The following is a 12,202-nucleotide window of genomic DNA, read 5'->3' as shown; positions in this document are numbered from 1 at the left end:
AGGTTTTTTTATTTAAGTCTGGAACGTTTAACGCTGAACTTTCTGTTCAATTTCTTCAACGCTGGTATGACGCACATCAAAACCTTTGACCATATAGATCACCTGTTCCGAAATATTCCGGGCATGATCGCCAATTCTTTCTAGCGAACGCAGCACCCATAATACATTGATGACACGACTGATATGCCGCGGATCTTCAATCATATAAGTCATAAGCGTACGTGTGGCTGATTGATACTCACGGTCAATATCCGCATCTGCCAACATGACCTTCAAAGCTTGATCTACATCCAGACGCGCAAAAGCATCCAGTGCATCATGAATCATCACCCGCACCTGGTTGCCAATATGCCGGGTTTCCATATAACCGCGCGGTGAGCCGCCCTCTTCACATAAGCTTTGTGCAATTCGGCCTATTTTCGAGGCTTCATCGCCAATCCGTTCCAGATCGGTATTGGCCTTGGACATGGCAAGCACCATACGTAAATCAATCGCGGCAGGATGACGGCGCGCCAGAATCAGGGTCAGCGCTTCATCAATATCTCGTTCCATCTGATTGACGACATTATCTTGAAACTGCACATCTACTGCCATTGAGACATCTGTGTCCAATAGGGCATGAATGGCATTAGCTACCTGCTGTTCTACCAGTCCGCCCATCGTCATGAATTTGGTATTTACGTCCTGCAGTTCTTCATTAAATTGCGAAGAAATGTGATGACTTAATACAGGATTATTTGGACACAAGGAAAGCTACTCCTGAACGATAGAGGACAATGATCAATAATAAATCATATTAAAGCATATCTATGATGAAAGTTTGATGACAATAGTAGCCTCATAGAGGCTGAGGCGAATCATATTCAATCAGCCAGGCATTCAGCTCTGCCAGTTCCTTTTCGGTTAACTGCCCGACCGAGGCCTGCAATTGCAGCACATGCAACAGATAATCATATTTGGCATTCAAATAATCGGTCTTGGCAGAAAAGGCATTACGCTGTGCCAGCAACACATCGACCATGGTTTTTAAGCCTTCCTGATATTGGGCTTTAGACGCTTGTGAGACAATTTCCGAAGAGTCCATCGCGGCTTTACGTGCATTCAGTTTGGCCTGATCGGTTTCTACTTGCATAAAAGACTGTTTCACATCGGTATTGGCTTTGCGGATGGCCGCATCCAGTTGCGCTTCACTTTTTTGCACATTGACACCGGCCTGACGGATACTTTTTTGTGTGCGTCCACCGCTAAATACATTCCAGTTCACTTCCACACCTATCTGGTCGAAATCTCCATTGCTGGAGATAATCGTGGCCGGACTTTGCTTTAAATAGCCATAGGTTCCGACCGCTTCGACCTGCGGATAGAGTGCAGCCTGCTCGACCCGTTTGGCATCTTCAGAATAGCGCTTTTGCAGACGCGCTTGCAGAATATTCAGATTCTGGTTTTGTGCCAATTCGGTCCAGGACTGCATATCACTTGGAACCGGTTTCTGGAACTGGAAATCGTTGCGTAATACCGCCAGATTTTCCTGATAAGGGCCGATTAACTGTGCCAGCTGTTCTTGGGCCAGTACCAGCTGAACTTTAGTCGAAATCCGGTTGGCTTGGGCACTTTGATACTGGGCATTAGCTTCACTGACCTCACTACGCGCTACAAAACCTTCTTTGAGCTTAGCATTCATCATACGTAACTGTTCAGACAGTGCCTGCTCTTCCTGTAAATAAGCCTTAGTCAAAGACTGCTGACGCAAGATATTAAAATAAGCTTCGGCCACCTGTAAAATATGCTGCTGTTTTTGCAGCCGCAGATTGACTTCACTGAGTTCGACCGAGGTCTTGACCTGCTTATAGCCTTGCCAGGCATCCCAGCGGAATAAAGGCTGACGTGCAGTAACTGCCACCTGACGGGTTGTAGTACTTGAGGTAGTCAAACTGGCAAATTGTGGATCGGCCGGTGTATCGGTCGACTGGTTTTTACGGGTCACATTCCCAGATAAAGTCACGGTCGGCAGCAAATTTCCGCTGGCAATCCCCAGATTGAGCTGATCGGATTGGTACTGCAACACATTCGCCTGCCAATTTGGATCATTTTGCTGGGCGCGTGCATACGCTTCTTGTAAATCCAGGGCAAAAATCGCCGGACTAATTAATAGCAATAAACCGGCCATGACACTGAGTTTTAATTTCATTTTATAGTGTTAACCCCTAACAGCCATTCAGATCAAAAAATTCTGGCGCTTTAAGCTAAGCCATACTAAAGAGATCTCTTGAATTTTTACGTATGATTTTTATTAATTTTTTAATATAAAGATCAATTTTTATCCATCATTAATTCAATTTTCTGGCTCCCATACCGGCAATGTAACAAAGCAATTCACAATACTAAACATAGTATTTTAGTTTGATCTATACAATATCTCCCAGTAAGGCCGTTATTTTCTGAATTCACCTATATATACAGAGTCCTGAAGCATAGTGTTAATGCCATTCCCGTCGATATTCAAAGCCTGTTTGTTTGCTGGTAGCGTGCTGCTTCTTGGGGGCTGCCAACAGCCCTCAGATCCACAGATCCAGGTCGAACAGACTGAGGCGAAGCAAACGCAAAGTCCAGTCAGTGACTTTAGCCTCATGTGCCAGAATATTGAAAAAAATATGTCCCAGATTAATGACCAGCGCACGACGTTTGCGCTGGAACAAATTAATCAGGATCTTAAAGTGTGCCTGCCGTTGATGGAATTGGCGGAGCAGAAGCACCTGATGCAACGCTCTACCGAAATGTATCAGCGCTTTTTAAAGGTAGATCGCACCGAATTTCAGCAACGCGCCTTTGAGCAGTATGCACTGGAAATGGCCCAGCATCCGACCATTCAGCATGCGCATTTTCAACAGCTCACCTCACGTGACCAGTATCTGTTAAAACACAAGGGGCAGGCTTATGTAGAACTGCTGGATCTGGGTGATGGCACTTTACATTATCGCCGCAGCCCGGAATATCTGGTGCGTATTTTTGCCCCTTATTTACCAGCCGCTGAAAAAGCCTTTATTGAAAATCTGGCGGAACAGAATATGGAGCCGGTGCTGACGGAAAAACGCCTGCAGATTGAAGCCGCTGATATTGCAGCCCGCAGTCTGCTTTGGGAAGACTATCTCAAGACTTATCCGAATAGCAGTTATAAACGCGATGCTGAATATCTGCTGAAGCAATATACCTATTTCCTGTTTAGAGGTACCGAGCAATCACCGGTGTCGGAAGATTATCGCGATCGCTATGCCGTGGATACCAGTCATCTGGAAACTATTATCGGGCTGTCGAGCGGCCAGAAATCAACGCTGTCCACACAGGCACGCCTATTTCTGGAGTTTCTGGACATGACTCCGGAACAGCGCCAGCAAGTCTTGCCTGCCGATTATAGAAACCGCTCGGAAGCAGAACAGATTCTGTACTATGCCCAGATCAGTCCACCTTCACAAAAATATGATAAAGACTGTTTTACCGATGCCATCTGTATCTAGTTGGGATCAGTTTCACCTTCAATCAGTATGACCATGTCTAAATCAATCCTTGCTTAAAGTTGAGCGATTTAGACCTGTTTATTCTGCCTAAACTGAGCTAAGCTTTAGCCTCGCTTGACGGAGCGCGAGTAATGCCTCGCTGAGATCATGTGATTCCTTTTATTGTTATCAGGAATTGAGCATGAGTACCGTTGAACCTGATCAGGTTAATACCTGCGTAGGAATCAAGCCAGCTAAAAACCCAGCCCTTGCTTTATCTGTTCAGGATAAATCTGCCTACGTTTTTGGTCGTGCTTGATTCGTTGATGTCATTCATAAGGATCATAGCCATGAACCAGTTAACGAATCTTTCTTCTGAAACTTCTCTCTCCGCTCATGAACAGGAAGCACGCGATTTAACGCGAATTCTACCCGCTTCACGTAAAGTCTATCTGCAAGGTTCCCGTCCTGATATTCAGGTACCCATGCGGGAAATTTCCTTAAGTGAAACCCCGACCAGTCTGGGCGGCGAACATAATCCACCTTTGATGGTCTATGACACTTCGGGTGTGTATACCGACCCCAACGTGACGATTGACCTGAACAAAGGTCTGCCGAATATTCGTGAAAGCTGGATTGAGCAGCGCAACGATAGTGAAATTCTGGATCAGCTCAGTTCTGAATTTGGCCGCCAGCGTTTACGCGATATCCGTACCGCTGCGATCCGTTTCGCGCATATTCAAAAACCACGCAAAGCCAAATGCGGCCGCAACATCACCCAGATGCATTATGCCAAGCAAGGCATTATCACACCGGAAATGGAATACATTGCCATTCGTGAAAACCTACGTCAACTCGATGGTGTCGATATGCGGCAGCATCCGGGCCAGAATTTTGGTGCAAAAAACCTGACTGAAATTACGCCAGAATTTGTGCGTCAGGAAGTCGCCGCCGGCCGCGCGATTATTCCGGCCAATATCAATCATCCGGAACTGGAACCGATGATTATCGGGCGTAATTTTCTGGTCAAAATCAATGCCAATATCGGTAATTCTGCACTCGGTTCAAGTATCGAAGAAGAAGTCTCGAAAATGACCTGGGCCACGCGCTGGGGTGCAGACACGATCATGGATCTTTCGACTGGCCAAAATATTCATGAAACCCGGGAATGGATTATCCGGAATTCTCCAGTGCCGATCGGAACCGTACCAATCTATCAGGCACTGGAAAAAGTCAATGGTGTGGCCGAAGACCTGAGCTGGGAGATCTTTAAAGACACCCTGATTGAACAAGCCGAACAAGGCGTGGACTATTTCACCATTCATGCCGGCGTGCTTTTAAGATATGTACCGCTGACGGCCAACCGTTTGACCGGTATCGTATCGCGTGGCGGTTCGATCATGGCGCAGTGGTGTCTGGCACATCATCAGGAAAACTTCCTGTATACCCATTTCGATGAAATCTGCGAAATCATGAAAGCTTATGACGTATCGTTCAGTCTGGGTGATGGCTTACGTCCAGGCTGTGTGCAGGATGCCAATGACGAAGCACAATTTGCCGAACTCAGAACTTTGGGCGAACTGACCCATCGTGCCTGGGAGCATGATGTTCAGGTGATGATCGAAGGTCCGGGGCATGTCCCGATGCATATGATCAAGGAAAATATGGATCTGCAACTGGAAGTCTGTAAAGAAGCACCCTTTTATACCTTGGGGCCACTCACCACCGATATCGCACCGGGTTATGACCATATTACTTCGGCAATAGGAGCCGCGATGATTGGCTGGTACGGCACCGCAATGCTGTGTTATGTGACGCCGAAAGAGCATCTCGGTTTACCCAATAAAAAGGATGTCAAAGACGGCATTATTACCTACAAGATTGCCGCGCATGCAGCCGATCTGGCCAAAGGTCATCCGGGAGCACAGGCCCGGGATAATGCCCTGTCCAAGGCGCGTTTTGAGTTCCGCTGGGAAGACCAGTTTAACTTGAGTCTGGATCCGGACACGGCGCGCAGCATGCATGATGAAACCATGCCGAAAGCCGCGCATAAATCCGCGCACTTTTGTTCCATGTGCGGACCAAAGTTCTGTTCAATGAAGATTAGCCAGAATGTTCGTGATTATGCCAGTCAACAGGCCAATCCTGATCAGCCAGCAAGCTCTCAGGCCGAAATTGAAGCCGGCATGGATCAGATGAAAGCCAGCTTCCACAACTCTGGTCAAAATTTATACCACAAACTATAAAACTGTAAAAAAAACAGTTGTCTTCAAAAAAAACTCAGATAGGATGAAAATAAATCAACTCATTCTATCTGAGCATATGAATATTATTAAACAGGCCTCTTATAATAAAAAAGACTTTAGCGTAGAGGCACGTGAGTTCTTGTACCGGGGATTTATTCAGGTAGAAAAAGTCAGCCTGAAACACCGTTTATTTAATCAGGAAAGCTCAACCCCTGTTTTGCAACGTGAGCTGATTCATCGGCCTGAAGCAGCGGGTGTGCTGATGTACAACCATCAACAGCAGAAATTCGGCCTGATTGAACAGTTCCGGATTGGCGGACTGGATGATATCGACTCTCCTTGGCAACTCGAAGTAATTGCTGGCGTTCTGGATGGCGATGAAGCGCCTGAAACATGCATCCGTCGCGAAGCACTCGAAGAATCAGGCTGTATCCTGGATGAGCTGCAGCACATTTTCAGCTTCTATCCGTCCGCCGGGGCATGTTCCGAATTATTTCATTTATATGTGGCGCAGACCGAATTGCCTGAACAGGGCGGTATTTTTGGCATGCCGGATGAAGGTGAAAATATCCAGCTGCATATTCTGGATTATGCTGATATTCCGTCCTTGCTCACGAATGGTCGCTTAAGAAATGCACCTGTCATTATGGCCTTGCAATGGTTGCAACAACATATTCATACTGCAGGAATATGTCTAAGGGGAAAGACATGAGTTTTCAGCAGTCAAGCATAAACACACAGCCAGATTGGACCATTATCCAGATTTCTGATACCCATTTGATGGATCGGGAAGAGCTGGAATTTGCCCGGATGAATCCCGAGCAGAGTTTTCACGAAGTGATGCAGCAGATCCAACAGCGCTTTCCCCAAATGGATGCACTGATTCATACCGGTGATCTGGCACAGGTGCCGGTCGAGCAGACTTATCAACGCTATTTAGCATTTGTCCAGTCTTTAAACGTGCCGTATTATCAGATTCCAGGTAACCATGACGATTCTCGGGTGTTCCCTTTTCACCAGCATGCGAATCAGGTACATGCCATTCATTTTGGCACCTGGACCATGATCCTGTTAAATAGTGCCGTTCAAGGCAAGATCGATGGCTGGGTGGAACAAGCTCAACTCGATCAATTGGACCAATTATTGCTTGAATTTAAGCATCAGCATGTCATTGTCGCTTGCCATCATCATCCTTTTGCGATGAAATCGTACTGGATTGATCAGCATCGGCTGAAAAATGCTGAAGATTTAAAAGATGTACTGGCTCGGCATCATAATATCAAGCTGGTTCTGTTTGGTCATGTGCATCAGGATTCCTGCAACGAATGGCATGGCATCTACTTTTTATCCACGCCATCGACCAGTGTGCAGTTTAAACCTAAAAGTGAAGATTTCGCGCTAGATCAGGCGGCACCAGGTTATCGTGTATTACATTTGCAACAAAATGGTGAGTTTGATACCTATATTGAACGGGTGGCATTGAGCCAGCAAAATATTAATACCGAAATTTCAGGTTATTAACTTTTCAATTTGTTTTTTTTGCATTACTTTATTGCAACCAAAGGAAATGTGATATGCATAGTCCAGACATCAAAGACTATCAATAAGCATAAAAAGTCTATATGATGACGGCCCCCATAGGAGGATAATCTTTCTACAGGGTGGATAAAAAACTGCATATCACCATATTTTTTGCGTAGCAATCATACGCATAGATGAGGAATGCCCTAAATGGCGAATGACAACCAAAATCAAGTCTTAGACAATCAAACTGATGTTGTAGAAGAGAAAGCTGCAAAGCGCATACGCAAATCTAAGCCTAAAACGACTGACGGTGGTTCTACTGCTAGCTTATTTGGTATTGAACCTTATCAACCTAAAAAAAATGAAGAATACATGTCTGAAGGTCAGCTTCAGCATTTCCGCCAAATCTTGCTGGCTTGGAAAGCTGAGTTGATGTCAGAAGTGGATCGTACCCTGAATACGATGCAAGACGAAAATACTGCTCTTCCAGATGTGAATGACCGTGCGACTCAGGAAGAAGAGTTTGCGATTGAGTTACGTACCCGTGACCGTGAACGTAAACTGATTCGTAAAATCGAACAGTCGATCGAAGCAATCCAGAATGATGACTATGGTTTCTGTGAAACTTGTGGTATCGAGATTGGCTTGCGTCGTTTAGAAGCACGTCCAACGGCTACTTTATGTATTGACTGCAAAACCCTTGCAGAGATCAAAGAGAAGCAAAATAACGGTTAAGTATGTCTGTAAATAATCCTCCCCTAACCCCTCCTTTAAAAAAGGAGGGGGACAACAGGATGGCTTATGTGGGCCGGTTCGCGCCATCGCCAACCGGCCCTTTGCATTTTGGCTCCCTCATTACCGCAGTTGCCAGTTACTGCGATGCCAAAGCCAATCAAGGCACATGGCTGGTCCGGATTGAAGATACCGATATTCCCCGCATTTATCGCGGCAGCGAAGAGCATATCCTGCGTGCCATGGAAGCCTTTCAGCTTGAACCTGATGCCGAAATCATTTTCCAGAAAGACCGTTTAGATATTTACGAAGACGTCATTCAGCAATTACGTCAGCAAGGTCTGGTTTATGCCTGCCAATGCACCCGTAAAATGCTAGGTTCCAACCACATCTATCAGAATACCTGCCGCGACTTGAGTCTGGCTTTTGAGCATCAAGCCATTCGCCTAAAAGTTGAAGATGTTGAAATCTGTTTTGAAGACCGGCTACAAGGTCGGCACTGTTCAGAACTAAAAAAAGATCTGGGTGATTTTGTCTTAAAACGTCGTGATGGCATTATCAATTACCAACTGGCTGTAGTGGTCGATGATTATCTGCAAGGGATGACCCACGTGGTACGTGGAGCTGATCTTTTAGATAATACCGAACGGCAAATCTATCTGGGGCAGTTACTCGGTTATCCGCGTCTAAGCTATATGCATCTACCGCTGGCAATGAATGATCAGGGGCAAAAACTTTCAAAACAGAATCTGGCCCAAGGACTGGATTTAAGTCAGGCGCCACAATTATTAAAACAGGCACTTCAGGCTTTGCATCAGGCTGAAGTTGATTTGGACACTCCCGAACGGATGCTGCAACAGGCAGTGGCGCAATGGGATATCGAGCAGATTCCACATACAACTGAGCTACAAGGTCACTATTTATAAAAACAGCTTTTCACTTAAGCTAGACTTCTACAATGAAAAATAGATAGGAAGAAGAGTATGTTTTTTATTTTTGGCGTCGGCCCTAAAACCAAAACCATTGAGAAAAGCCAGTTTCTGTGTCCGGTCTGCCGTACTCGTTCGGGCTATGAGCTAAAACAGCAGCGTAATTATTTTTCTTTATTTTTTATACCCTTGATTCCACTTTCCAAGCCTAAATCTGCTTTTGTGACCTGTTCCAATTGTGGAACCGCAATGCCGAGCACGGTACTGGACCATGCTCAGCCAGAGCCAGGACGAAACTCCAATCTAGAAGCTTGATTCTTCGCGGCTTGGATTGACCTGACGCGTGGTCGAATCAATTTTCAGAATCAGACTGATCATGACCGCACAGATAATCAGGGATGAACCGCCATAACTAATAAATGGCAAGGTCAAACCCTTGGTCGGCAACATGCCCATATTCATACCGGCATTCACCAGAATCTGTAACAGGAAAATGATACTGATGCCATAAGCCAGATAGCCGGCACGCAAATATTGATGCTGCAAGGCGCGGTGTCCAATGCGGATACAGCAAACCAGCATGGTGAAGGACAAGATCAGGATGGTTGAAATACCTAAAAAGCCAAATTCTTCACCCAAAATTGCCAGCATGAAATCGGTATGCGCCTCAGGCAAATAAGACATTTTCTGGATACTATGCCCCAAGCCTACCCCTGCCCATTCCCCACGGCCAAAGGCCATAAGGGCATTAGAGAGCTGATAACCGGTGCCTAAGGGATCTTCCCAAGGATTCGAAAAAGACAGCAGACGTTGCAGACGATACGGTTCCAACAGAATCGCGGCAGCAAATGCGCCGACCAAGGTCATAAAAGCCACACCGAACTGAATCCACGGCGCACCCGCCAGAAAGAACACGCCAAGCATGGTTAAGGTAATTACCACGGTTGCACCCAAGTCAGGCTCGAGAATAATCAAACCGACGGTAGCACCCATGATGGCACTTAAACGGACCAGACCCTTGATATTATTCCGTACTTCTTCCGCACGGCGCACCACGTAGTCTGCAGTAAAAATTGCCATCATCACTTTGGCGACTTCCGAAGCCTGTAAGGTAAAGCCTGCGATCCGAATCCAGCGTTTGGAACCATTGACTTCCGTCCCGACAAATAGCACGGCCACCAAAAGTACGATGGTAATAATCCACAAAAAGAAAGTGTTATTAAACCAGACTTTTAAGGGGATTTTATAAGCCAGAAAAGCTGCTACGGCAGCGACAAAAATCGAAATCCCATGTCGGCTAATATAGTGAAACGGATTTTCATGCATACGTTCTGCATAGGGCATCGAGGCCGATGCCACCATGATCGAACCAATGCAGAGCAAAGCCAACACACAGAAAATCAATACATTCCGTGGATTCACTTCAGCAGGTATTCTAGGTATCCACTGCGTATAAAATTGATTTAATTTATTGATCGTAGTCTGAGCAAACCCAGCCATATCACGAATCCTTGTTATTCTTAATTGAGTTCATTCACATACGCAACAAACTTGCGACCACGCTCAGGATAACCCGAGAACATATCAAAACTTGCGCATGCAGGAGACAATAGCACGACATCATGTGCCTGAGTGTGCTTTTGGCAGATTTCTACTGCCTGCTGCAAGCTGTCCGCATGAATCAGTTCAGTCGTACCCGCAATCGCTGCTTCAATGACGGGACGATCTTCACCGATTAATACCGCTACTTTGGCATATTTGCTTAATGATTCACGCAAGGCTTTAAAGTCCTGCCCTTTGCCCTGACCACCGAGAATAATCGCGACCTTACCGCCTTGGGCTTCAATGGCCATGCCGAGACCGTCCAGTGCTGCCAAGGTTGCGCCGATATTGGTACCTTTGGAGTCGTTATAATAACGTACGCCCTGCACTTCTTTAACGAATTCACAGCGATGTTCCAGACCTTTAAAGGTCTTCAAGGTGTTCAGCATGCTTTCCAGTGGCAGGCCAATCGCTTCACCCAGCGCCAGACAGGCCAAGGCATTGGCAACATTATGCGTGCCCTGCATATACATCTCGGTACTTTTCAGCAGACGCTCACGACCACGCGCCAGCCAGATGCTGCCATCCGTATCCTTGAGAATACCGTACTGGTTCATATCTGGTGCATTCAGGCCGAAGCTTTGGATCGGTGTTACGTCCGGTACCAACGGACGGGTCAGAGAATCATCACGGTTATAGACGACTTTTTTCACACCCTGGAAAATCCGGTGTTTCGCCGTATGATAACCCATCATATCGCCATGACGATCCAGATGATCTTCACTCATGTTCAACACCACCGCGACTTCAGCCGCCAGATTTGAGGTGGTTTCCAGCTGAAAACTGGACAGCTCAAGTATATACAGCTCAGGATCATCTTTGGTGAGGTCTAGCGCAGGACGGCCTAAGTTACCACCGACAGCGACTTTTTTGCCTGCATCTGCTGCCATCAGGCCAATCAAGGTAGTCACGGTACTTTTGGCATTAGAACCGGTAATCGCCACAATAGGCTTATCCGTAGCACGACGTAAAATCTGGATTTCACTGACCACCGGAATACCCTTGTTAATCGCTGCCTGAATTTCAGGAAGTTTAGGATCAAGCCCCGGGCTGATCACGATTTCTTCTGCAGACAGCAACAGCTCGGCATCAAACTGACCAAAACTGGTCTGAACCTCAGCGGGTATCTGGTCATGTCCGGGCGGGTTAGCTCTAGAATCTGTTACTGCAACGCGGTAGCCCTGACTATGCAAGAAATTGACTGCTGCAACACCTGATATTCCGAGTCCTGCAACGACTTTTAACCCACCACGTTGTATTAACATTTTCGCCCCATATTTTGGTCTATTTTGAAACTGACGAAATGGTAGCACTTTGCTGTTTTGAATGCCTTTTCTGATTGGCTTTTCTGCACATTTTTTTGTGTCCATGCGTAAAAAAACCGTCATGATCATGACGGTTTTTAAAATTCAGCCAGAAAAGGAAATTATTTCCATTTCACCGCTTGTTGGGCTGGCTTTTCTTCTGAACTTTTTTCTGAAACCGGACAGGCACAGTTGCCACCACAGCCTGCAGCCATACCCGGTTGCAGCCATTTGGCCAGACGCTTCCAGCCCTTGGCTGCACAGGCATCAGACAGCTTCTGGAAGACTGAGTTAGAGGTGTTCGGAAACACCTTTTTGAATACGACCAGCATGCTCCAAAGCACCAGTGCTGCCACAATGAAAATTTCAATCAT

At 46.2% G+C, this 12,202-nt stretch carries 12 protein-coding genes and 1 riboswitch; of the genes, 7 read left to right on the top strand and 5 right to left on the bottom strand.

Annotation, left to right across the window (positions count from 1 at the left end; all coding sequences use genetic code 11):
• Positions 1-27: 27 nt before the first annotated feature.
• Positions 28-747, bottom strand: a complete 720-nt coding sequence (gene phoU / locus Q9R24_RS04440) for a phosphate signaling complex protein PhoU (RefSeq protein ID WP_005108465.1) — start codon at positions 745-747, stop codon at positions 28-30.
• Positions 748-838: 91 nt separating this feature from the next.
• Entirely contained in the window at positions 839-2,188 is a 1,350-nt protein-coding gene (locus Q9R24_RS04435) for a TolC family outer membrane protein (protein ID WP_311203796.1), read from the bottom strand.
• Positions 2,189-2,480: 292 nt separating this feature from the next.
• Between Q9R24_RS04435 and Q9R24_RS04430 the strand changes: the two genes are divergently transcribed.
• The 7 genes from Q9R24_RS04430 (at position 2,481) to Q9R24_RS04400 (ending at position 9,237) form a co-directional block, all read left to right on the top strand.
• Positions 2,481-3,512: a hypothetical protein gene (locus Q9R24_RS04430; protein WP_311203795.1), complete on the top strand. Its 1,032-nt coding sequence runs from the start codon at positions 2,481-2,483 to the stop codon at positions 3,510-3,512.
• Positions 3,513-3,620: 108 nt separating this feature from the next.
• Positions 3,621-3,753, top strand: a riboswitch (TPP riboswitch).
• 88 nt (positions 3,754-3,841) lie between these two features.
• Positions 3,842-5,737: a phosphomethylpyrimidine synthase ThiC gene (thiC, locus tag Q9R24_RS04425; RefSeq protein ID WP_311203794.1), complete on the top strand. Its 1,896-nt coding sequence runs from the start codon at positions 3,842-3,844 to the stop codon at positions 5,735-5,737.
• Between the two features lie 76 nt (positions 5,738-5,813).
• Positions 5,814-6,449, top strand: a complete 636-nt coding sequence (locus Q9R24_RS04420) for an NUDIX domain-containing protein (RefSeq protein WP_311203793.1) — start codon at positions 5,814-5,816, stop codon at positions 6,447-6,449.
• The gene (locus tag Q9R24_RS04415; RefSeq protein ID WP_004281073.1) at positions 6,446-7,258 is read left to right on the top strand and encodes a metallophosphoesterase; all 813 of its coding nucleotides are present in this window, start codon (positions 6,446-6,448) and stop codon (positions 7,256-7,258) included. Before Q9R24_RS04420 ends, Q9R24_RS04415 begins: the two co-directional genes overlap by 4 nt.
• Before the next feature lie 210 nt (positions 7,259-7,468).
• Entirely contained in the window at positions 7,469-7,996 is a 528-nt protein-coding gene (gene dksA, locus Q9R24_RS04410; protein ID WP_311203792.1) for an RNA polymerase-binding protein DksA, read from the top strand.
• Between the two features lie 2 nt (positions 7,997-7,998).
• Positions 7,999-8,919 carry a tRNA glutamyl-Q(34) synthetase GluQRS gene (gene gluQRS, locus Q9R24_RS04405; protein ID WP_311203791.1) on the top strand — a complete coding sequence of 307 codons (921 nt, stop codon included), beginning with the start codon at positions 7,999-8,001 and terminating at the stop codon, positions 8,917-8,919.
• 57 nt (positions 8,920-8,976) lie between these two features.
• On the top strand, positions 8,977-9,237 hold the full coding sequence (locus tag Q9R24_RS04400) for a zinc ribbon domain-containing protein (RefSeq protein ID WP_004281070.1): 261 nt from the start codon (positions 8,977-8,979) through the stop codon (positions 9,235-9,237).
• Here the strand turns inward: Q9R24_RS04400 and ftsW are convergent.
• The 3 genes from ftsW to Q9R24_RS04385 form a co-directional block, all read right to left on the bottom strand.
• Complete coding sequence (gene ftsW / locus Q9R24_RS04395) at positions 9,226-10,422, bottom strand: putative lipid II flippase FtsW (protein ID WP_004281069.1); 1,197 nt, start codon at positions 10,420-10,422, stop codon at positions 9,226-9,228. The two genes, Q9R24_RS04400 and ftsW, sit on opposite strands and share 12 nt — an antisense overlap.
• Before the next feature lie 20 nt (positions 10,423-10,442).
• Positions 10,443-11,789 carry a UDP-N-acetylmuramoyl-L-alanine--D-glutamate ligase gene (gene murD, locus Q9R24_RS04390; protein WP_311203790.1) on the bottom strand — a complete coding sequence of 449 codons (1,347 nt, stop codon included), beginning with the start codon at positions 11,787-11,789 and terminating at the stop codon, positions 10,443-10,445.
• A gap of 161 nt (positions 11,790-11,950) precedes the next feature.
• Positions 11,951-12,202: a DUF6587 family protein gene (locus tag Q9R24_RS04385; protein WP_005249694.1), complete on the bottom strand. Its 252-nt coding sequence runs from the start codon at positions 12,200-12,202 to the stop codon at positions 11,951-11,953.

The sequence above is a fragment of the Acinetobacter sp. RRD8 genome (assembly GCF_031844225.1).
Taxonomy (GTDB): domain Bacteria; phylum Pseudomonadota; class Gammaproteobacteria; order Pseudomonadales; family Moraxellaceae; genus Acinetobacter.
Note: the sequence above shows the minus strand (reverse complement) of the source record. Positions and strands in the feature narration are given on the sequence as shown.

Coding starts and splice junctions, on each gene's coding strand:
- Q9R24_RS04435 (WP_311203796.1), bottom strand. CDS start 2,188: ATGAAATTAAAACTCAGTGTCATGGCCGGTTTATTGCTATTAATTAGT.
- Q9R24_RS04430 (WP_311203795.1), top strand. CDS start 2,481: ATGCCATTCCCGTCGATATTCAAAGCCTGTTTGTTTGCTGGTAGCGTG.
- thiC (WP_311203794.1), top strand. CDS start 3,842: ATGAACCAGTTAACGAATCTTTCTTCTGAAACTTCTCTCTCCGCTCAT.
- Q9R24_RS04420 (WP_311203793.1), top strand. CDS start 5,814: ATGAATATTATTAAACAGGCCTCTTATAATAAAAAAGACTTTAGCGTA.
- Q9R24_RS04415 (WP_004281073.1), top strand. CDS start 6,446: ATGAGTTTTCAGCAGTCAAGCATAAACACACAGCCAGATTGGACCATT.
- dksA (WP_311203792.1), top strand. CDS start 7,469: ATGGCGAATGACAACCAAAATCAAGTCTTAGACAATCAAACTGATGTT.
- gluQRS (WP_311203791.1), top strand. CDS start 7,999: ATGTCTGTAAATAATCCTCCCCTAACCCCTCCTTTAAAAAAGGAGGGG.
- Q9R24_RS04400 (WP_004281070.1), top strand. CDS start 8,977: ATGTTTTTTATTTTTGGCGTCGGCCCTAAAACCAAAACCATTGAGAAA.
- ftsW (WP_004281069.1), bottom strand. CDS start 10,422: ATGGCTGGGTTTGCTCAGACTACGATCAATAAATTAAATCAATTTTAT.
- murD (WP_311203790.1), bottom strand. CDS start 11,789: ATGTTAATACAACGTGGTGGGTTAAAAGTCGTTGCAGGACTCGGAATA.
- Q9R24_RS04385 (WP_005249694.1), bottom strand. CDS start 12,202: ATGATTGAAATTTTCATTGTGGCAGCACTGGTGCTTTGGAGCATGCTG.